This is a genomic window from Desulforhabdus sp. TSK (assembly GCF_022836495.1).
Taxonomy (GTDB): domain Bacteria; phylum Desulfobacterota; class Syntrophobacteria; order Syntrophobacterales; family Syntrophobacteraceae; genus Desulforhabdus.
Window position 1 is genome coordinate 1 of record NZ_BQXM01000056.1, and the last position, 20,723, is coordinate 20,723.

The following is a 20,723-nucleotide window of genomic DNA, read 5'->3' on the forward strand; positions in this document are numbered from 1 at the left end:
TACCCCCTGGATTATGGATGATAGAATCCAGGTTATCGTACTACTGTGGACACAACCTGTCCACTACTTCTGGGGCCAAATCCCGAGCACTAAAACCGGCCCTCAGAGGCCATTTTTGGACGCCCTAACCCAAGCCCCAGGATTATCATCCAAAACGATGAAAAGCGGGCTGTAGCGTAAAGGGAACGCCCATGAAATGATGCGTTTCTATCTTTTTTCGTTTCTGATACGGTCTTTTCCATGACACGACAAGCTGGCATTGATGTAGCGGGAGCATTGCAGCACATCATATGCCGTGGGATCGAGCGGGGGCAGATCTTCCTTGATGATGCCGACCGGGATCATTTTGTCGAACGGCTTGCTACAGTTTTGTCGGAAACCTCCACAAGCTGTTTTGCCTGGGCACTCATTCCCAACCACTTCCATTTGCTTGTTCGAACAGGATCCGTGCCGATTTCTGGGGTCATGCGGCGCTTGCTGACAGGGTATGCGGTCCACTTCAACCGTCGGCATCACCGCTGTGAGCATCTGTTTCAAAACCGCTACAAATCCATCCTGTGCCGGCAAGATCCATATCTCCTCGAACTTGTCCGCACCATTCACTTGGGTCCTCTCCGAGCAAGAATTGTCTCCGACCTGCGTGAGCTCGGTCGGTATCCTTACAGTGTTGTCAGAGAATTCGGCCTTTCCTTTCTTGACGATGGAAACGCATAATTTCATGGGCATCCCCTAGGCTGGCCGCTTTACATTGACAGACAGACTCATATCTCGTTATACTAAAGGCAATCAAAGAGGTATAACAACATGGCAAATGTCAAAACGGCAGTCTCCATCGACAAGTCATTGTTTGAGCAGGCAGAAAGCATTGCCCGTGAAATGAAGGTATCGCGGAGCAGTCTTTTTGCACTGGCATTGCAGGACTTTATTCGTCACCACCAGAACGAGGAGCTCCTCCGGCGCATCAATGAAGCCTACGAGGATCTACCCGATGCAGATGAGCAGGAGAGAGTCGGAAAGATGCGCCGCAAGCAGCGCAGGGTGGTGGAAGGGCAATGGTGATCCAGCAGGGAGACATCTTCTGGGTCGAATTGGATGAACCCTCGGGTTCAGCTCCCGGTTGCACCCATCCGCATGTAGTTGTTCAAAACAATGTCTTCAATCAAAGTCGCATCAACACGGTAGTTGTCTGTGCACTCTCATCCAATCTCAAGCGAGCTGCTGCACCGGGAAATGTTCTTCTTGAACCAGGAGAAGCCAATCTTCCAAAGCAGAGCGTTGCAATTGTCTCACAGCTTTTTACATTAGATAAAAGCTACTTCGGTGATCTCATCGGAACACTCTCAAAAAGACGCGTTCGGCAGATCCTCGATGGAATCAAGTTGATTTTAGAGCCCCGTGAGATCCGATAGCGGCATATAGAATCATCCCACATCCGAAAGCCTTACAAGCAGGCAGGGGCTAACTCCAATACTGTTCACTGAACTTCACCCTGGTGAAAACCGGGGTCCAGAAGATCCTTATTTTCCTGGATTCCGGCTTTCGCCGGAATGACGAACGTTGGTTAAATCAACAGTATTGGGGGCTAACCCAAGCCCTCAACCGGACAGGCAGCCAGACACGCGGCTTGCCTGCAGTAGGGAAGTTGGTTCTGCGTGGTTGCTCGCGTTTATGGACGTTCTGCAGTAGAATCCTTTCTCCGGAGCGCATACTCCGCCCGGCAAGTACATCGACTCAATGGCTCTCGAGGTGCCGGCCCATGAACAGCTCGGTGAACGACCATCCTCCCGGAGGCCCTGACCCGGAAAGCTCCATAGAAATGCTTCCGACCCGGGAGGTATTTGCGGCACTGGAGACGCGACCGGAGGGGTTGACCGCCGAGGAAGCCCGGGAGCGCCTGGAGCGCTTCGGACCAAACCTCCTGCGCGAAGTCAGAGGGGAGCCGCTCTGGGTCAAATTTCTCGCCAATTTCATCCACCTCATGGCCATTCTGCTGTGGATTGCGGGTGCCGTCGCCCTGATGGCGCGAATGCCCCAACTGGCCGTCTCCATCTGGGCGGTGAATCTCATCAACGGCGCCTTCAGCTTCTGGCAGGAATATAAGGCGGAAAAAGCTACGGAAGCCATGCGCCGGCTGCTCCCCGTCTATGCCCAGGTATTGCGCGACGGCAAAGGGCAGCGGGTTCCGGCCCAGGAGCTGGTGCCGGGCGACGTGCTCATTCTTTCGGAAGGAGACCGCATCTCGGCTGACGCCCGCCTGGTGGAAGAGGCCGAGCTGCGGCTGGATCAGTCCACCCTCACGGGAGAATCCGTGCAGGTGCGCAAGACCTGCGAAGCCACACGCAACCGAAGTCTCACCCGCATTGAAATTCCCAACATCGCCTTCACGGGCACCAATGTCGTCTCGGGTACGGGCAAGGCGGTCGTTTTCGCCACCGGCATGGAGACCGAATTCGGCAAGATCGCAGGCTTCACCCAGAGCCTCGCCGATGCCCCCAGCCCTCTCCAGAGGGAGATGCAGCGCGTCACAAAGATGGTTACGGCCATCGCCGTATCCATGGGAGGGGTTTTCTTCCTGCTGGCCGTGGTCTTGGCCGGGGTAGACCTGACGGAGAGTTTCATTTTCGGCATGGGCATGATTGTCGCGTTCGTGCCCGAGGGGCTGCTTCCCACCGTGACCCTTTCGCTGGCCATGGGGGTCCAGCGCATGGCCAGGCGAAACGCCCTCATCAAGCGCCTCTCCTCGGTGGAAACACTCGGTTCCGCTTCGGTCATCTGCACGGACAAGACCGGGACGCTGACTCAGAATGAAATGACCGTACGCAACCTCTGGCTGAACGGAAGATCCCTGAGCGTCACAGGAACGGGCTACGTCCCGGAGGGAGAGATCCTGGAAACCGGCCGATCCCTCCGGGTCGCCGACCATCCAACCCTGCATCGCCTCCTCGTTGCGGCAGGGCTTTGCAACAACGCCCGCCTGCTCCCCCCTGAAGGGGAGACCCCGCACTGGACGATCCTGGGGGACCCCACCGAAGGGGCTCTCCGGGCGCTGGCACTCAAGGCGGGCGTGGACCTGGATGCCGAGGAGCGCCGCACCCCGCGCCTGCACGAGCTCCCCTTTGAATCCCGGCGCAAAAGGATGAGCACCCTCCACGGCGCGCCCTCCATGCCCGGCGCCGTCTACGCCAAGGGCGCTCCCAGGGAAATCCTTGGACTCTGTACCCGCGTGCTCACGGACGGGACGGATGAGGAACTGGATGAGGCCCTGCGGGAGCAGATCATGAATGCCAACGACACTTACGCACGCAATGGGCTGCGCGTCCTGGCCGTTGGGCAGCGGGTTCTCCCGCCCGAGCTCACCCGGCCCCCCGGCGGTCTGTCGACCCTCACTCCCGAAGCCGTCGAGCGAGATCTCACCTTCCTGGGGCTCATCGCCATGATGGATCCCCCCAGGCCGGAGGTTTCCCAGGCCGTGGCCAAATGCCACCAGGCCGGCATCCGCATTATCATGATCACGGGAGATTACGGGCTCACGGCGGAAAGCATCGCCCGCCGCATCGGCATCCTCCGGGAGGCGCGCCCCCTGGTGGTGAGTGGAGCGGACCTCGACGCCATGGACGACGCAGCCCTGCAACAGACCCTCCAGCAGGAAGTGCTGTTTGCCCGGGCCGCTCCCGACCACAAGCTGCGCGTCGTGGCAGCCCTGCAGCGGATGGAGCACGTGGTAGCCGTCACCGGCGACGGCGTAAACGACGCTCCGGCCCTCAAGAAGGCGGACATCGGTGTGGCCATGGGCCTTTCGGGAACCGACGTGGCACGGGAGGCGTCGGATATGATCCTCCTGGACGACAACTTCGCCTCCATCGTCAACGCCATCGAAGAGGGACGCACCGTCTACAGCAACATCAAGAAATTCAGCACATATATATTCACCAGTAACACTCCGGAGGCCGCCCCTTTCATCCTTTTCGCCCTGAGCCGCAGCTCCATCCCCCTCGCCCTCAACGTCATGCACATCCTGACCATCGACCTGGGTACGGACCTGGTCCCGGCCCTGGGGCTGGGGGCGGAGCCGCCCGAGCCCGGCATCATGGACAGCCCGCCGCGAAGCATCAGGGAACACGTCATCACTCCCGCACTCCTGCTGCGGGCCTACCTCTTCCTGGGCCCTCTCCAAAGTCTGGCGGTCATGGCGGCTTTCTATTTTCAGTACTGGACCCACGGCTACTGGGGCCAATGGCTGAACCTTCCGGCCACGGGACCTCTTTATGAATCCGCCACCGCCATGGCACTCGCCTGCGTCGTGACGACCCAGATCGGCAACCTGTTTGCCCAGCGCACAGAACGCAGCTCGGTCTTTCAGGTGGGCTTTTTCAGCAACCGGCTCCTGTGGGTGGGTATTCTGAGCGAGCTCCTGATCATACTGGCCGTCGTCTACCTTCCGTTCCTGCAAAGCATCATCGGAACGAGGGACTTTTCCCCTCAAAACTGGCTGTTCCTCTTCGCCTGGGCCCCGCTCCTCTTCCTTGCCGACGAAGGCAGAAAGGCGCTGCTGCGGTGGAGAAGGCGCAGGAAGTTCAACGGAGGCAACGCATGAGATGCATCATCATCGGCTGTGGCCGCATGGGAGCGGGGCTCGCCCAGGTGCTCGGTTCATACGGTCATGTCATCACCGTGGTGGACAAGGACGCCGGAGCCATCGAGCGCCTGGAGGCATCGTTCAAAGGCCGAACCCTCGTGGGGACGGGTTTGAATCGGAAAGTGCTGCTTCAAGCAGGCATCGAGCGCGCGGATGGATTGGCCGCCGTCACCAACAGCGATGAAGCCAACGTGGTGATAGCCCGGGTAGCCAAGCTTTTCTTCCATGTTCCCCGGGTGGTGGCCCGCCTCTACGATCCCCGCAAAGCAGAAATCTATCGGAAGCTCGGCGTGCAGATCGTGGCCCCTGATTCCTGGGCCGTGCATCGACTGGCGGATCTCCTGTCCTATTCCCAGCTGGACACCGTTCTCAGCCTCGGCAACGGCGAAGTGGAGATGGTGGACGTCGAGGCGCCTGCCCTGCTCGTGGGACGCAAGGTAAGAGAAATCACCGTTTCAGGCGAAGTGCAGGTTGTTGCAGTCAGCCGCAGAGGCAAAACCTTCCTCCCGACCTCGGAAACGGCATTTCAGAAAGACGATGTTCTGCATATCGCGCTTTTAGCTGCATCCTCGGAGCGGCTGAAAGGGATCCTGGCTCTGGCGTGAAGAGGACAAGACGATGCAAGTCATTATCGTGGGTGGAGGCAAGGTGGGAGCCCACCTGGCGTCTCTGCTGCTGGCGGAGCGGCACCGGGTGACGGTCATCGAGGTGAGGGCGAAGGAAGCCCGGAGCCTCCATGAGGATCTCCCGCCGGAGAGCATCATCTCCGGCAGCGGCACGGACCCGGCCGTCTTGGAACGGGCGGGGATTCGTGACGCCCAGGTTATGGCGGCCATGACGGGGAGCGACGAAACGAATCTCGTCGCGACGAGCCTGGCCCGGTTCGAATTTGGAGTCCCCCGCACCATCGCCCGAGTGAAGGACCCCGGGAACGCGTGGATGTTCACGCCGTCCATGGGCGTGGATGTCGCGGTGAGCCAGGCGGATTTCATGGCGCACCTCATTGCCGAGGAGATGTCCCTGGGCAATATGATGACCCTTTTGAAGCTCCACAAGGGTCGCTATTCCCTCGTGGAAGAGCGGGTACACCCCGAAGCCCCCGCTGCCGGCAGCAAAGTGCAGGAGCTCCAGTTTCCAGGCAAATGCATCCTGGCTGCGGTCATCCGGGAAGGGCAGCTCATCATCCCGCATGGAGACACCGTCCTTCAACCGAACGACGAAGTCCTGGCCGTGGTGCATGCGTCCCAGGCCTCGGAGCTGGCGTCCCTCCTGGGGAAGCGAAGCGATTGAGCATGCCGGCCTGGAGGGCGGCTGAGACGGAAACAATAATTCGAGGACAGCCATTTTGTGAATTCATCCATGTGCCTTTGTGTGTTAGTTTGACGACAATATCTGCCGGCCAAAAGGCGTTTGGTTCAAGAGGAGAATGTAATGGATACACTGGAATTCATGGGCAACCACTACTCAGTGGACGACGAAGGCTTCCTGAAAGACCCCAGAGAATGGAATGAGCATTTTCCCGAAGGCATGGCTCCCCTGGTGGGCATATCCGGTAATCTGACAGCCACCCACTGGGATGTGATTCTGTCCATTCGAAAAATCACCGGTGAAACAGGAAGGTGTCCCACGGTTTATGAAATTTGCAGGATGCATAGCCTTCGCCTGGAAGATTTGAAGCGCCTCTTCCCCACCGGTTACCGCAGGGGAGCATGCAAGCTGGCGGGGCTCACCTGCAGGGAAGGAATCGTCCATGAAGCCTGGCTTCCCCCGGAAAAACGGACGACGGTTTCCACGCTCCTCAGCGGGAGAACCTATCGAGTGGACATCACGGGGTTCCTTGTCGATCCATCGGATTGGGATGAATTTTATGCCATCTTCAAAGCCCAGGAACTGGGAATTTCGGAGCCCCTTACGGGAGCCCAGTGGAAAATTCTCAACTTTCTGAGAGCCTCTTTCGAAAAAAACGGCACGGTTCCCACCGTCTACGAAACCTGCGAAGCCAATGACATCGGCATCGAAGAACTGGAGCGTCTGTTTCCCATGGGCTACCACCGGGGTGCGGTGAAAATTGCGGGCTTGCACATCAGGTGAGAGAGGCGGCACGACACGTCCCGGTTGGCAGGATGCGAAGAATCCGGACAATCTGCCGGTAACGAGACCATGATTCAGAACAGCAGCAGAAGAAGATCCCGGAAGGCCGGGCTTTCGCCGGGGACAATGGTCCACATTGGCGAGAAAAAGACGGAGCACGCCCGTATCACCCTGGTACGCTATGATAATGGCCGATTCCTGGAAAAGGAGCTCCAAGACATCGAGGAAGGAATGCCCGCCCCGGAGGCGGAGAGCGTCACCTGGATCAATGTCGATGGGATCCATGACGTGCAGCTGATGACCTCCATCGGCGGGCAGTTCAGCGTTCACCCCCTCACCCTGGAAGACATCGTCAACACGGACCAGCGCCCCAAAATGGAGGATTACGACGACTATCTTTTCATGGTTTTGAAGATGATCAGCTGGTCCGGGGACGGAAAAGGGGTGAAGGCGGAGCAGTTGAGCCTCATTTTGAAGCCCGGCCTGCTGCTCTCGTTTCAAGAGCAGCAGGGGGATGTCTTCGACCCCATTCGGGAGCGGCTGCGATGCGGAAAAGGCCGACTCCGAAAACAGGGAGCCGACTACCTCGCCTATGGGCTGATCGATTCCGTTGTGGACCAATATTTTCTCTGCCTGGAGCAAATCGGGGAGCAAATCGATTCCCTCCAGGAGGAGCTGGTGGGGAGTCCCGACAAAGGCACCCTGCAGAAGCTCCACAGCTTGAAAAGGGAAATGATCTTCCTGCGAAGGGCCATCTGGCCGTTGCGCGAAGTCATCAACGGCCTGCTGCGAGGAGAATCCCCTCTCTTTGCCGCATCCACCCTTGTTTATCTCCGGGACGTCTATGACCATACCATCCAGGTCATCGATACCGTCGAAACCTTCCGTGAAATGCTTTCGGGAATGATGGACATCTACCTTTCGAGCATCAGCAACAGGATGAATGAAATCATGAAGGTCCTGACGGTCATCGCCACCATCTTCATGCCCCTGACCTTTATCGCGGGCGTCTACGGGATGAATTTCAAATACATGCCGGAGCTTGACTGGCGATGGGGCTATCCGGCCGCCCTCCTCCTCATGCTCGTCATAGGGGCTGCCATGGGGATCTATTTCCACAGAAAAAAATGGGTGTAAATTTCACTGCTTCGATTCTTTCCGGATGCCCCAACGGCAGCTCCGGTTGTGTTGCCAAAACTCGAAAAAGATGAAGGACAGTGCCATGCACACGGAGGTGTTCTACCGCCAGCTGGTTGAAAACCAGCCCGACCTCATCTGCCGGTTTCTGCCGGACACGACGCTCACCTTCGTCAACACGGCGTATGCCCGTTTTTTTGGTCACCCCCCGGAAGAATTGGTGGGACGGCGGTTTATCGAGCTCCTCTCCCCGCCGGATCAGCAGAAGGTTTGGGAGCAGCTGGGGGCGTTCACCCCGGCGGCACCGGAGCGCCGCTATGAGCACAGGGCCGTTGGAGCGGACAAGGTGCCTCGCTGGCATATTTGGCACGACCTCGCATTCTTCGACGCCGAAGGCAGGCTCACGGGCTTTCAATCCGTCGGCGTGGACATCACCGACCGCAAACAGACCGAAGCACGGCTCGAGACCATCAATCGTGCCCTGCAGCTCCGGAGTGCATGCAACCGGGCTCTCATCCAGGCAGATGCCGAAGCCCATTTGTTTGACGAAATTTGCAGGCTGATCGTCGAGGTGGGCGGCTACCGGCTGGCCTGAGTGGGTTTGGCGGCGCTGGACGAAGCCAGGACCGTCCGCCCGGTCGGGCAAGCCGGCTATGAGGCCGGATACCTGGAATCCATTCGGATCACCTGGGCCGACGAAAAGAGCGGCCGGGGGCCGGCGGGCACAGCCATTCGCACGGGGCAACCGGTGGTGGCGCGGGATCTCACGACCGACCCTCATTTTGCTCCGTGGCGTGACGAAGCACTCAAGCGGGGCTATGCCTCCTCCATCGCCCTTCCCCTCCGGCGGAATGCCCAGGTGCTGGGCACGTTGAACATCTACGCGACAGCTCCTGACGCCTTCAGCGACGAGGAAATTCAGCTCTTGAGCGATCTGGCCGACGACTTGGCGTATGGCCTGTCGGCGCTGCGGGTTCGCGACAAACAGAAGCAGATCGCGCTCGCCCTGCAGGAGAGTGAAGCGAGGTTTCGCCGGCTGGCTGAAGCCACTTTCGAGGGCATTGCCATCAGCCTGGGAGGCCGGCTCATGGACGTCAGCGACCAGCTGGCCGCAATGATGGGCTACGCTCCCTCCGAGCTCATCGGTCGGCAGATCATCCATCTCGTCGCCCCCGAAGCTCGGGAGCTGACCCGGCAGCGCCTGAAGTCGGGGAACATGGAGCCCTTCGAACTGGCGGTCCTGAGAAAAGACGGCTCCACCTTCCTCGTGGAAGGGCGGGTTCGATCGGCGTTTTTTCGGGGCCAGGAAGTGCGCATCATCGCGGTCCGTGACATCACTGCGCGCAAGGAGCGCGAGGAGGCGCTGCGCGAGAGTGAAGAGCGTTTCAAGTACATCTCCCAGACGATTTCCGACTTTGCCTATTCGTGCGTGAAACCGGCGGGAGGAACCTACACGCTGGACTGGATGGCAGGAGCCGTGGAGCGCATTTCGGGCTACAGCATCGAGGAGGTGAAATCCTGGGGAAGCTGGAAGCACATGGTCATCGAGGAAGACCTGCCCCTCTTTGAGGAAAAGATCATCGGCCTGCCCCCCGGCGACTCGAGCGTCTGTGAGCTGCGCATTCGCCGGAAGGACGGCATCGTTCGGTGGCTCACGGCGTACACCGTATCGGTGGCCGATGCAGGCAGATTCATGGCTCACCGCCTGTATGGCGGATGCCAGGACATCACCGATCGCAAGCTGGCGGAAGAGGAGCGGCTGCAAATGGAAAGGAAGCTCCTCCACACTCAGAAGCTGGAAAGCCTCGGGGTGCTTGCAGGGGGCATCGCCCATGATTTCAATAATCTCCTCATGGCCATCCTGGGCTACGCCGACCTGGCGCTGGGCGACCTCTCCCCTGCATCCCCCGCCCACCCGAAGATCGGAGAGATCATCAACGCCTCCCGCCGCGCGGCCGATCTCTGCCGACAGATGCTGGCCTACTCCGGCAAGGGAATGTTCGTCATCGAAAAGCTCTACCTGGATCATGTGATCAACGAAATGATCCACCTGCTGAAAACCACCATATCCAAGAAGGTGCTGCTCAATTTGAATCTCGAGCGCAATCTGCCTCCCATCGAGGGCGATCCCAGTCAAGTGCGGCAGGTTCTCATGAACCTGGTCCTCAATGCCTCCGAAGCCATTGACGGCAAGAGCGGTGTCGTCACCATCTCCACGGGTGCACGCCATTGCGACCGCGCTTACCTGGGCGGAACCTACCTGAACGAGGAGCTGCCCGAAGGCATTTATGTGAGCCTGGAAGTGAGTGATACCGGCTGCGGCATGGACCGGGAGACCCAGGCGCGCATCTTCGAGCCGTTTTTTACCACCAAGTTCACGGGGCGGGGACTGGGTATGGCCGCCGTGCTGGGAATTATGCGGGGGCACCGTGGTGCGATGAAGGTCTACAGTGAGCCCGGCAGGGGAACGACATTTCGACTCCTCTTTCCCGCCGCCCCATCAGGCCCCGATGGCGCTGTATGCCCGGAGGAGGAGCGTGAGAAGCCATGGCGGGGGGCGGGCACCGTCCTCCTGGTGGATGACGAGGAGACAGTCCTCGCGGTGGGGCGCGAGATGCTCGAGAGGCTGGGTTTTTCAGTCGTGACGGCTGAGCATGGACGGCAGGCGCTGGAGCTTTACGAGCGGCATCGAGAAGAGATCGTGTGTGTGCTGCTGGACCTCACCATGCCCCACATGGACGGGGAGGAGACCTTCCGCGAGCTCCGCCGCATGAACCCTGACGTCCGCGTCATCATGTGCAGCGGATACAGCGAACAGGAAATCGGCTCCCGCTTCGCGGGCAAAGGGTTGGCGAGAGCGTTGCAAAAGCCCTACCTTCTCGACGACCTTCGTCATGCAATGCAGGAAGCGCTGAACGGCAGGGCAACGGCAGGAAATAATAGTTGATAATGGAGCGTCCTACCCCTTGGATTCAGTGCTCAACTTCAGGACTTCCACTTTGGCCTTGTCGTAAAAATCCGCATCACTCATGCCGCCCTGAACATATTCACTCCACGTGCTGAAATTGCTAAAAAAACAGACATCGATGCCGGCTTCTTCGCAAACCTTTTTGTACGTCTTGTTGGCCTGCCGGGCACGCTCCCGCTTCTCCTGCTCCTTCTTGACGGGAACGGGGTCTTCATTGGCCACGACAAGATATTTTCCGAACCGGCCGGCAAACTGCTCCATTTCCTGCCGGACTCTCTCCACCAGCTGGGTATCGTCGATCTTGCCGTCCACATACTCCTGCCATGCAGCAAAATTCTCCCACGACGCCACCTTCAGGCCGCTCTCTTCACAGGCTTTGCAGTAGACTTCGTTGGCCTTTTCCGTGCGCTTTTCCTCATCCGTCGACTTCATCACGGCCCCATGGCCTGAATTTTCCTTCGGCTGTGTCATCCGAGCTCCTTCAAGCACTTCGATATATTTATAAATTCAGTCAGTAAATCGATTTAACTCTGAAAGCTGCGAAACAAAACTATAGCAAAAACGCCCTCTTTTCCGACATAGTGGTTTGGCGAACAAATCGAAAAGAAGGCACGGTAAAACGTGCAAAAAACTATCGCAAAAGCAAGGGAAAAGCAACAGCCCAATACCGAGCGAACGAGTGGACGGCAGCTGACGTTCAATGCCGAGCAAAACCCCGCTCAATAGAGTGGCGATACGCACAGCGTCATTCCGGGCTCGACCCGGAATCCAGAGAAATGACTGGATGCCGGCTTTCGCCGGCATGACGCGATGAAAATGCACATCTTACTTCTTTGCAGTTGTATTGAGTGATAACTTTCGCGGCGATGTCCTATGGCCTATGACGGAAAGAAACCGATGAAATTTGTAAAAACCTTTATCCTCCCACTGCTCTTCATCACCATCTGCGGGTGGCTTTTGCATTCAGCATACATGGAAGTCAAGAACAGGACCATCGAACAGCTCAATAACAAGCAATTCATCATAGCCGAAACCGCCGCCAAGGGCATCGAGAGCTTTTTCGAACATTACACCGAGGTCCTGAGCCAACTCTCGAAAATGAAAGGGGTCGCATCCTTGGACGAGGGCGGCAAGGAGCTGATGCGAAATCTTTATCTTACCCATTCGAGTGAGATCAAAGGCCTCAGCCGCCTCGACGCAGTCGGGAAGATCATCCACACCTTCCCGGAGGCTCCAGGAGCCATTGGAACGGATTTGTCCTCCCAGGAGCATGTTCAAAAGATCCTGCAAACTCACGAGCCGGTACTCAGCGATGTTTTCGAATCCGTACAGGGCTTTCAAACAATTGCCTACCATGTTCCGGTGTTCGAGGGGGACATCTTCCGAGGCTCTCTCGGCATCTTGATCCCCTTCGATCAGCTGTCCCGGAAATACCTTCAGCCAGTCCAAATCGGCCGGGAGGGTTATGCCTGGATGATCAGCGGTAAGGGAATTGAACTGTACTGCCCGGTTCCAGGTCATGCGGGCAAGTCGATCTTCGAAAACTGCAAAGACTTTCCCACCATCCTTGCCATGGCTCGAGAAATGCTCAATGGACAGCAGGGAGCGACCAGCTATTTCTATGACCGGGTAAGGGATGAAAAGGCCGTGCCCGTACAGAAGCAGGCGGTTTTCGTCCCGGTTCACATCGGGGATACATTCTGGTCCATTGCTGTGGCCACACCCGAAGAGAAAGTGCTCGAGATCATCCAGGGGTTCAAAAACCGGTGGCTACTGATCACCGGGCTGATCATCTGCATCGCGGTCCTGTGGAACTCCTACCTGCTGCGTGCTTTCAAGATCTTGAAAGAGGAGGAGAAGCGCAGGCAGGCAGAAATGGCCTTGAAGGCCAGTGAGGAGAAGTACCGCGAGCTGGTGGAAAATGCCAACAGCATCATCCTCAGAATGGATGCGGAGGGCCGGGTGACCTTCTTCAACCGGTTTGCCGAAAAGTTCTTCGGGTTCCTCGAAGACGAGATCGTCGGGCGGCATATAGTCGGTACGATTGTGCCCCCCACCGAGAGCAGCGGGAGGGACCTGGCCGTTTTGCTCGAACGGGTCGTTCAAAATCCGGAAGCCTACGCCAACAATGAAAATGAAAACATGCGCCGCAACGGCGAGCGCGTCTGGATCGCATGGACCAATAAACCCATTCTGGACGAAAACGGCAGGATTGCGGAGGTACTCTGCATAGGCAACGACATCACCGACCGCAAGCACGCCCGGCAATTGCTCCGGGAGAGCGAAGCCCTCCTGGCCGAATCCCAGAGAATAGCCCACCTTGGCAGCTGGAGCCTGAATGTGGGCACCGGGCGGTTGACCTGGTCCGACGAGGTCTACCGTATTTTCGGATTTGAGCCGCAGGAAGTGGATGCGACATACGACCACTTTCTCGATTCCGCGCACCCCGATGACCGCCAGGCCGTGGATGCAGCCTATTCCACCTCCATCCGCCGGGGACAAGGCTCCTACGAAATCGAACATCGCATTGTCCGAAAAAGGACCGGAGAAGTACGCTATGTTCACGAAAAGTGCGAACACGTGAGGGACACCACGGGCAAGATTGTCCGGTCCGTAGGCATGGTGCAGGACATTACGGAGCGGAAGCAGTCTGAAGAGGCGCTGCGCTCAAGTGAAGAGAACTACAGGCATCTGTTCGAGAACGCGCCGGTGGGGATCTTCCGCACAAACTCGCGGGGGAAGGTGCTGTCGGTCAATTCAGCCATGGCCAGCATTCTGGGACTGAATTCGCCGCAGGAAGCCCTGGAGCATTATCAAAATTTGAGTGATCAACTCTATGTTCACACTGACCGGCGCGATGCGTTTATACGTTTGCTGCGAGAAGACGGCCACGTGGAAAACTTCGAATACGAAGCCCGAACCGCCGATGAGCGACGCATCTGGTTGAATATGAATGCACGCATGGAATCGCACAGTGAGGACGGATCGTTCGTCATAGAAGGGTTCACGACCGACATCACCGAGCGCAAGAGGGCGGAGGAGGAACGGGAATCGCTCCAGGCTCAGTTGAACCAGGCGCAGAAAATGGAGTCCGTGGGACGGCTGGCAGGCGGCGTAGCCCATGACTTCAACAACATGCTGGGAGTGATCATTGGGCATGCGGAACTGGCCATGAACGAAGCCGATTCCTCTCAGCCGGCCTATTCTGATCTCCAGCAGATTCTCAAAGCCTCCCATCGCTCGGCAAACCTGGTCCGCCAGCTCCTGGCGTTTGCCCGTAAGCAAACCGTCAGCCCCAGGGTGCTCCACATCAATGAGACCGTGGAGAGTATGCTCAAAATGGTTCGACGGCTGATCGGCGAGGATATCGAGCTGCTGTGGAAGCCATGTCTGGATGATTGGCCGGTGAAGGTAGACCCGACACAGATCGACCAGATTCTCGCAAATTTGTGTGTCAACGCCCGCGACGCCATTTCCGGCGTGGGAGAGGTCACCATCGAGACCCACAACGTGTCCTTTGATGAGGCTTACTGCCGCGCGCATCCCGGGGCTTCCCCCGGCGAGTATGTGGTGCTCGCCGTGAGTGATGACGGCTGCGGCATGGAAAGCGAGGTTTTGGACAAGCTTTTCGAGCCCTTCTTCACCACGAAGGAGGCCGGCAGGGGAACAGGATTGGGCCTGGCGACAGTGTACGGCATTGTGAAGCAGAACAACGGGTTCATCGATGTACAGAGTGAACCGGGAAGAGGGACAACCTTCCGGGTTTACCTGCCGCGAGTCAGTACACCGGTCGCCGGAGAGCAGCCTTCTCAGGAGCAAAGGAAAAATCCGACAGGAATCGAGACGATCCTGTTGGTCGAGGACGAACAGTCCATTTTGCAGTTGACCCAGAGAATATTGGAGCATCATGGGTACCGGGTGATGGCCGCTTCCAGCCCCATGAAAGCTCTGGATTTGGCCGAACGCCATGCGGGACGGATCGATTTACTCATCACCGACGTCATCATGCCGGAAATGAACGGCAAGGAGCTCATGGAAAGGCTCAGCACCGTCAAGTCCGGATTCAAATGCATCTTCATGTCCGGGTATACCGGCGATATTCTAGCCAGGCATAGCGTCGTCGACAAGGGCGTCCATTTCCTGCAAAAGCCCTTTTCTGTCAAAAGCCTGACCGAAAAAGTTCGGCAGGTGCTGGACGAGTAGGCAGGGGTATCCAAGAGGCTGTCTAAAAATTCCCTCCTTGTATCCATTTCAAAGCCCTTAAGGATCTTGTTCATCGATGAAGCGGGAGTAAAATTCCTGTATCATGACGGGAGCAAATGACCGAGGCATGGTCCCTATTGAGGAGCATCAACCAGGCAGAAAAGGAGGATTATACGAATGGAATACGATTTTCTCGTTCAAACCTATGAGACGGAACGGCTGAAGACGCTCAGCGTCTGGAGCACATTTAAAGACGAGGATATGAAAATCCGCCCCCGTCCCTTGGACCACAGGGACAGGAATGGACTCGAGCACATGGTGCACCAGTGTTTGAGTGAGAACAGGTGGTTTTGCAATATGTTGGACATCGATGTCCAAGTGCCTCCCCTGCCGGAAACCGAAACACGCATCGAATTCATCAAACGGTATGCCGAAGCCAGTGAAAAACGGCTTGCGGCTCTCAAGGAAAAGGGTAAGAGCTGGTGGGAAACCGAGGTCCCCTTTTTTGATGTCAAAAGATGCAGGGCATGGATCCTGTTGAGAAGGATCACTCATACCGCACATCACCGGGCAGAGCAGGGTGTCCTGCTCCGGTTGTTGGGAAGAGAGAATTACAGCGTATACGGGCCGTCAATCGATTCGGGGTGCCTGGCGGAGCACGGGGCTGTTACAATTTATCCCTATCCTGATGTCGAATCCCTCATAGAAGGCGAAATGGCGGGCGGGCGGAAGGCGAAGCTGCCCGGCCCCGGCGATAAGCCCTGCACCGAGAGGCCCGACTGCTGAACGAGGCATTGCTGCCTGACTTCGAAATTTTCCGGTTGTGGTCCGGCCGTTGATCCCTGCCGTGCCTTGGTAGCTTTGCGTCATTCCGGCATGTTCCTGTGAATCCAGTCTTTGGGCTGGCCAGGATTCCAGCTTACAGAGTGCCGGAATGACGTGGAAGTGCTCGAAAACATGTGTCTGGCACTCAAAACAATAATTAAGGAGAGCTCACAATGACCCAGGCGCTATACCGAGAGTTGCTTGAAGTGATGAAAAGCCGCGGAGGCCCCTACGCGGGTTTGGACATCCCTGAGTTTTTCGCGCTGGTAGAAAAGCTGTTTGATCCCGAAGAGGCCGAAATCAACAATGCTCTGCCGCGAAAGCCGGCTCCCATTGAAGAGATTGCCGCCAAGACCGGCCGAAGTCCCGAGGAGGCCTCAAAGATACTCGAACGAATGGCCTCCAGGGGGTTGTGCGGGGTTTCCAGGACACCAGGCGGCGTGCTCTACCGTGGATTGCCTTTCATGCCGGGTATCTTCGAGTTCATGTTCATCGGCGGCAGGGAAACCGAACGGGAAAAGACCATCGCCCGCTTGATCAACACGTACAAGAAGGCCTATACGACGGTCAGAGGCGTTGAAAAGATCGCCTATCCCGTTACGCGGGTTATTCCGGTTGCCCGCACGATCAAGGCCGGGAACACCATCCACACCTACGACCAAGTCATGACCTACATCGACAAATACGATTTCATCGGCGTGGGGGCCTGCTATTGCCGCCAGGCTGCAAAGCTTCGGGGCGAGGAGCTCCATGGAATGCCCGTCGGAGTTTGCATGTGGTTCGGTGATATTGCAGAAAACCTCAGCGAGCGGCTGGGGGGAAGGCAGGTGAGCAAGGAAGAAGCAAAAGACATCTTGGACCGCTGCGAGGAAGCCGGTCTCATCCACATGAGCCGCAACACGACCGACGAGATCGACTTCATGTGCAACTGCGATCGCTGGCACTGTGAAGTGGTCGGTCAGATCTTGAAGCAGCCGAGGCCCGGCCTTGTTTTCAATTCGGGGTTCGATCCCTCATTCGACCCCGAGCGCTGCGTTGCCTGCGAGACGTGCATCGAACGGTGTCCGCCGGAAGCCCTGAGGATGGGTGAAGCAAATGTGCCCGTGGTCAATACCGACCGATGCTTCGGGTGCGGGGTGTGTGCCACGGGATGCCCGGAGGGCGCCATTGCAATGGAAAACAAGCCGGGGTTTCCTATCCCCCCAAAGACAGTGAAAGATCTTGTAAATGCACTCAAAAGCAGTTCTTAGGCTCAGCCGCACTCATGCAATCTTCGGAAGCGGTACAAGGACTTTCTCTTGAGCCATGTTGACCACACAAAAATATAATGTATAGGTATATTAAAATGTTAGGCTTTTGAAGGGAAAATTTTCGTCACTACATCTTTCACAGGGTGGCTCTTTTAGGCTTCACCGACTTCAAAGCGCAAGGGCTCGTGGTTCCTGCCGTGCAACGAGGGCTTCAACGACGGCGCGGGCAACCCGCCGAACCCGGACGGGCTGAAGACGGTGTACCTGCGGGAGCAGGGTCTGACCAAGCGTGGCCTGACCGGACATCATCGAGAACTATGCCCAGGTCGTGTAAGAGAAGGGCGACAAGGGCCGGAAGAAGCCGAAACAGATCTTCCCGCGTTACCAGCAGCTCGACCTGGCGCGGAAGCCGCTGGCCGACGCCCGGGCCAGCGATGCGGCAAACGGTACCGGATCCAGCACGCGGCCCGAAGCGGCAACAACAATTCCATCACGTGTCTGGCCCACCAATTGATCGGGTACGAACGTAGGGGCAAACCCCTGTGTTTGCCCTGGCATGTTTTTTTTGCCCTGGTAATGGTGTGTTTGCCCTGGTAATGGTGTGTTTGCCCTGGTAATGGTGTGTTTGCCCTGGTAATGGGCAGACACAGGGGTCTGCCCCTACATTCGTTTCGGTCATTGTGGTGACCGACCGCCGGGTGCTGGGCAAACAGATGGAGGATACCATCAAACACTTCGCCCAGGTATCGGCGACGGTCGGCCACGCAGAGAGAAGCGGAGACCTCCAGCGGTTCCTCCGCAAAGGCAAAAAGATCCTCATCGCGACGCTTCAGAAGTTCCTGTTCATCAATGCAAAAAAGGATAGGATGGACTCGGTTAAAGTTAAAAAATTAAGGGCGTCCCATATTCATTGTGAATCAGCACCCATAGAGAAAACAGAAAAACCTCGCATTGTACTGCTCCCTGAAGGCGCCCAGGCTCAAACTCCTATAATCACTCATCTTACAGAACGAGCGTCCTCCACTGTGGACTCCGCGGGCACGGTCACGATTTCCGCGCGATGCTCATGGATGCGATGGATAAAAGTGACATGGGCCGGACCTATTTCATGGACGGTCCAGTCTTCAAAACTGTCCCCTTCACTGGCAAGCAGTTCCACCCCAGTATCGCGGTCAACCAGAACGGCTTGATTGCCGGAATGTTCGACGCTCCGCACGTTGAAGGTTTTGCAGTGCACTGGAGAAGAGAATGTGAGGATCATCAAAACAACCAGGATGATGGTCTGCCACATGGGTTGCTCCTTTGTGTAGGCTGACTTCTATCGATTCATTCCGGTCCGGTTGCCTATTACTACAACGAGAGTTCTTGCGCAGGGTGGGCTTTGCCCACCATTTTGCGCCGAAAGCATTGGTTGGTGGGCAAAAGCCCACCCTACGCGGGAGAGCAATGTCTCGTTGTCGTACTATGATTCAAGTGCGAAACGAGAGTCTGTTCTCGCACAGGAGTATGGTACTGACGGCTTCATCCAAAAACACAAATGTGCGGGGTTGATCCAAGGGGCAGGTCCATGGAAACCTCTTCAGGGTCATCACTGGACGGCACAAGGGCTCTGCCCCGGATCAGGGGGCGTTGAAGACAGCGTGTCCAGGGAGCAAACGCTGTCATAAGGGAATCTCAGATAATGAACCCTGAGTGCCCAATAACCGTCTTTTCCCCTCCAGGTCAAGAACCTCGGCCAGCGCGGCACTTCACAGGGGGGGCTCAAACCGTAGGACGCGCACTCTTCCGGGGTGGAGTACCACTCCGTCTGGCGCTTCACGCTGGGATAGGCCCTTGTTGAGCCGGGAAAGCCGCTGTGCCAGCTCTGATCGATACAGCCGAAGGAAGCAATGGGACTGTTGGAGGACAAGGATACGCCAGACCCAAAATAAGCGTCGCCAAGAACAAACACCCGATAAGACTGCCCAGGCTCAAGGCCGGCAATGCTGAAGTGAGCGGGCGGAGGGGATAAAGGCGCACTGGAGGGGGAATACCTGACATCGAGGTTATTCAATCTGTGGGGAAAAACATCCCACTCGTCCGCATCCACTGCTCCGTTTTCATTGGCATCGGCCAGGCTCATAGCACCTGGACTCCCTGCAGGGAGCCATGCACCGCTCATGCACACCCAATCCATGTTGTTGAAAATATCATAGGGTGTAGGTTCGCTGATGTCTTTGAATCCCATGGCCACCTCGTCCTTCTCCACCCCAATGGTGCCCTTGTAGACCAGCTGGAGATATAGGTCTGTAGCCTCTTTGGGGAGAGCTCCAGGAAGGTCGAATGCCAATTCTACAAAACCGTTGCTCGGGATTGACCGGACACCGTATTTCTCCGGCGCAATGATGTTCGGCAGCGGTTCGCTGGCAGGAACATAAGCCGAGACAAAGGGATCACTCCGGGCAACCCTGTACTTGACGATCAGCTCAATCTTCCCGTCACTCATGACCTCCCCTGCGTAGGCACTGCTGTTGCGGGCCATGAGAGTAATGGTTCGAAATCCGCCGGAGTCTCCTGCAAGATCATTTGGATTATAGAGACTATAGATTCCCTCTGAGCCGGCAGTGATTTCGATTGTGTCCCGAAAAAAATAATCCAGCAGTGCCGTACAGTAACCCACCGCGCGGGGGATGAGCAAAGAGGCAGAGTCCCGATAAACAGCGTCATCCAGAAAATATAACGAATAGTCCCAGCAGGATCTGGGAGGAAGACAATCATGCAGGAAATAACTTATTGTCGCCAGGCGCCTGTTTGTTGATCCATGGTGAAGATAGATTTTCAAGTCTTTCTTACCATCCTGTTTATCGACCAACTCCGGATTCTTCCAGTCGATGGACAGGATGTCCGTGTCCGACGGATTGGGATGAGGATATTCGTTGGTGTTGAGGGTGTCTTCGCTGAAAAAATACGCGTTCGTATATTCTGCGAGCCCCACAAGACCATCTTGAGGGCTCCCTCCTGGAACATAAACATCTTGATCCCACAAAGCAGAGATGGACGATGGCGCCATAGAATCGGCCGTGGGATTATGAACTGCTCTATTGAATATAGCGGGATCGACGGGATACGGTTTTTTGTAGTCAAGTTTAGAGTTGAGGTCCTTATCCATCCTCCCGTTGGCAGCTGCCCACGCTTCATAAGGTTCGCCAAAGGGATGCAAATCATTGCGCACGTGTGCCGGAACAGCGGCATCGGCAACAAGGTGCATCAACTGGCCGAGTATCCTAAAAGTGAGCGCCCAGTCGGATTCGGAACTGGTGATAAGAGCCCTATAATACGAATCTCTCGCAACACTCCAACAAAACCTGTTGAGAGTGTAATCTTCAGGATTATCAAAGAATTGTGCCCAGACCAGTGAAGAAATGTCGGGCACAAGTCCAGGTTGATCCAGCCCCGCATTATCCCAGGGCTTCAGAGGGTCGTGAAAATGGTTCAACCAGTTAGGGGTAGGGCGTCCAAAAATGGCCTCTGAGGGCCGGTTTTAGTGCTCGGGATTTGGCCCCAGAAGTAGTGGACAGGTTGTGTCCACAGTAGTACGATAACCTGGATTCTATCATCCATAATCCAGGGGGTA

The 20,723-nt window shown here is 56.8% G+C and carries 16 protein-coding genes and 2 pseudogenes; 15 read left to right on the forward strand and 3 right to left on the reverse strand.

Going from position 1 to position 20,723, the window contains the following annotated elements:
• The first annotated feature begins 240 nt into the window (after positions 1-240).
• The 10 genes from MWC30_RS23160 (at position 241) to MWC30_RS20840 (ending at position 10,811) form a co-directional block, all read left to right on the forward strand.
• A complete protein-coding gene (locus tag MWC30_RS23160; protein ID WP_368860913.1) occupies positions 241-714 on the forward strand; it encodes a transposase in 474 nt (157 codons plus the stop codon).
• Between the two features lie 90 nt (positions 715-804).
• Positions 805-1,059, forward strand: coding sequence for a hypothetical protein (locus MWC30_RS20800; protein WP_244086123.1), 255 nt, complete (start codon positions 805-807; stop codon positions 1,057-1,059).
• Positions 1,053-1,409: a type II toxin-antitoxin system PemK/MazF family toxin gene (locus tag MWC30_RS20805; RefSeq protein ID WP_244086124.1), complete on the forward strand. Its 357-nt coding sequence runs from the start codon at positions 1,053-1,055 to the stop codon at positions 1,407-1,409. Before MWC30_RS20800 ends, MWC30_RS20805 begins: the two co-directional genes overlap by 7 nt.
• 347 nt (positions 1,410-1,756) lie before the next feature.
• Positions 1,757-4,594, forward strand: a complete 2,838-nt coding sequence (locus tag MWC30_RS20810; protein ID WP_244086125.1) for a cation-transporting P-type ATPase — start codon at positions 1,757-1,759, stop codon at positions 4,592-4,594.
• On the forward strand, positions 4,591-5,241 hold the full coding sequence (locus MWC30_RS20815) for a TrkA family potassium uptake protein (RefSeq protein WP_244086126.1): 651 nt from the start codon (positions 4,591-4,593) through the stop codon (positions 5,239-5,241). Before MWC30_RS20810 ends, MWC30_RS20815 begins: the two co-directional genes overlap by 4 nt.
• Before the next feature lie 13 nt (positions 5,242-5,254).
• Positions 5,255-5,926, forward strand: coding sequence for a TrkA family potassium uptake protein (locus tag MWC30_RS20820; RefSeq protein WP_244086127.1), 672 nt, complete (start codon positions 5,255-5,257; stop codon positions 5,924-5,926).
• A gap of 141 nt (positions 5,927-6,067) precedes the next feature.
• On the forward strand, positions 6,068-6,727 hold the full coding sequence (locus MWC30_RS20825) for a TusE/DsrC/DsvC family sulfur relay protein (protein WP_244086128.1): 660 nt from the start codon (positions 6,068-6,070) through the stop codon (positions 6,725-6,727).
• A 69-nt stretch (positions 6,728-6,796) separates the two neighbouring features.
• Positions 6,797-7,864, forward strand: coding sequence for a magnesium/cobalt transporter CorA (gene corA / locus MWC30_RS20830; protein WP_244086129.1), 1,068 nt, complete (start codon positions 6,797-6,799; stop codon positions 7,862-7,864).
• Positions 7,865-7,949: 85 nt separating this feature from the next.
• Positions 7,950-8,459, forward strand: a complete 510-nt coding sequence (locus tag MWC30_RS20835) for a PAS domain S-box protein (protein WP_244086130.1) — start codon at positions 7,950-7,952, stop codon at positions 8,457-8,459.
• A gap of 6 nt (positions 8,460-8,465) precedes the next feature.
• Positions 8,466-10,811 carry a PAS domain S-box protein gene (locus MWC30_RS20840; RefSeq protein WP_244086131.1) on the forward strand — a complete coding sequence of 782 codons (2,346 nt, stop codon included), beginning with the start codon at positions 8,466-8,468 and terminating at the stop codon, positions 10,809-10,811.
• A 12-nt stretch (positions 10,812-10,823) separates the two neighbouring features.
• Here the strand turns inward: MWC30_RS20840 and MWC30_RS20845 are convergent, their stop codons facing one another.
• Positions 10,824-11,303, reverse strand: a complete 480-nt coding sequence (locus MWC30_RS20845; protein WP_244086132.1) for a hypothetical protein — start codon at positions 11,301-11,303, stop codon at positions 10,824-10,826.
• Between the two features lie 426 nt (positions 11,304-11,729).
• Between MWC30_RS20845 and MWC30_RS20850 the strand changes: the two genes are divergently transcribed.
• The 5 genes and pseudogenes from MWC30_RS20850 to MWC30_RS23170 all read left to right on the forward strand — a co-directional run.
• Positions 11,730-15,035 carry a PAS domain S-box protein gene (locus MWC30_RS20850; protein WP_244086133.1) on the forward strand — a complete coding sequence of 1,102 codons (3,306 nt, stop codon included), beginning with the start codon at positions 11,730-11,732 and terminating at the stop codon, positions 15,033-15,035.
• 177 nt (positions 15,036-15,212) lie between these two features.
• A complete protein-coding gene (locus MWC30_RS20855) occupies positions 15,213-15,821 on the forward strand; it encodes a DinB family protein (protein ID WP_244086134.1) in 609 nt (202 codons plus the stop codon).
• A gap of 212 nt (positions 15,822-16,033) precedes the next feature.
• A complete protein-coding gene (locus tag MWC30_RS20860; RefSeq protein ID WP_244086135.1) occupies positions 16,034-17,110 on the forward strand; it encodes a 4Fe-4S binding protein in 1,077 nt (358 codons plus the stop codon).
• A gap of 177 nt (positions 17,111-17,287) precedes the next feature.
• Positions 17,288-17,635: pseudogene (locus MWC30_RS23165) on the forward strand (type I restriction endonuclease subunit R); the annotation flags it as partial.
• A 140-nt stretch (positions 17,636-17,775) separates the two neighbouring features.
• Positions 17,776-17,988 (forward strand): annotated as a pseudogene (locus MWC30_RS23170) (hypothetical protein); the annotation flags it as partial.
• A gap of 119 nt (positions 17,989-18,107) precedes the next feature.
• Here MWC30_RS23170 and MWC30_RS20870 read toward each other — a convergent pair.
• Positions 18,108-18,401: a hypothetical protein gene (locus MWC30_RS20870; RefSeq protein WP_244086137.1), complete on the reverse strand. Its 294-nt coding sequence runs from the start codon at positions 18,399-18,401 to the stop codon at positions 18,108-18,110.
• Between the two features lie 297 nt (positions 18,402-18,698).
• Positions 18,699-20,084: a hypothetical protein gene (locus tag MWC30_RS20875; RefSeq protein WP_244086138.1), complete on the reverse strand. Its 1,386-nt coding sequence runs from the start codon at positions 20,082-20,084 to the stop codon at positions 18,699-18,701.
• Positions 20,085-20,723: the final 639 nt, after the last annotated feature.

Bases quoted from the DNA above. Each gene is read 5' to 3' on its own strand.
- MWC30_RS20800 (WP_244086123.1), top strand. From the start codon at position 805: ATGGCAAATGTCAAAACGGCAGTCTCCATCGACAAGTCATTGTTTGAG.
- MWC30_RS20810 (WP_244086125.1), top strand. From the start codon at position 1,757: ATGAACAGCTCGGTGAACGACCATCCTCCCGGAGGCCCTGACCCGGAA.
- MWC30_RS20870 (WP_244086137.1), bottom strand. From the start codon at position 18,401: ATGTGGCAGACCATCATCCTGGTTGTTTTGATGATCCTCACATTCTCT.
- MWC30_RS20850 (WP_244086133.1), top strand. From the start codon at position 11,730: ATGAAATTTGTAAAAACCTTTATCCTCCCACTGCTCTTCATCACCATC.
- MWC30_RS20835 (WP_244086130.1), top strand. From the start codon at position 7,950: ATGCACACGGAGGTGTTCTACCGCCAGCTGGTTGAAAACCAGCCCGAC.
- MWC30_RS20820 (WP_244086127.1), top strand. From the start codon at position 5,255: ATGCAAGTCATTATCGTGGGTGGAGGCAAGGTGGGAGCCCACCTGGCG.
- MWC30_RS20845 (WP_244086132.1), bottom strand. From the start codon at position 11,303: ATGACACAGCCGAAGGAAAATTCAGGCCATGGGGCCGTGATGAAGTCG.
- MWC30_RS20825 (WP_244086128.1), top strand. From the start codon at position 6,068: ATGGATACACTGGAATTCATGGGCAACCACTACTCAGTGGACGACGAA.
- corA (WP_244086129.1), top strand. From the start codon at position 6,797: ATGATTCAGAACAGCAGCAGAAGAAGATCCCGGAAGGCCGGGCTTTCG.
- MWC30_RS23160 (WP_368860913.1), top strand. From the start codon at position 241: ATGACACGACAAGCTGGCATTGATGTAGCGGGAGCATTGCAGCACATC.
- MWC30_RS20805 (WP_244086124.1), top strand. From the start codon at position 1,053: ATGGTGATCCAGCAGGGAGACATCTTCTGGGTCGAATTGGATGAACCC.
- MWC30_RS20855 (WP_244086134.1), top strand. From the start codon at position 15,213: ATGGAATACGATTTTCTCGTTCAAACCTATGAGACGGAACGGCTGAAG.
- MWC30_RS20860 (WP_244086135.1), top strand. From the start codon at position 16,034: ATGACCCAGGCGCTATACCGAGAGTTGCTTGAAGTGATGAAAAGCCGC.
- MWC30_RS20815 (WP_244086126.1), top strand. From the start codon at position 4,591: ATGAGATGCATCATCATCGGCTGTGGCCGCATGGGAGCGGGGCTCGCC.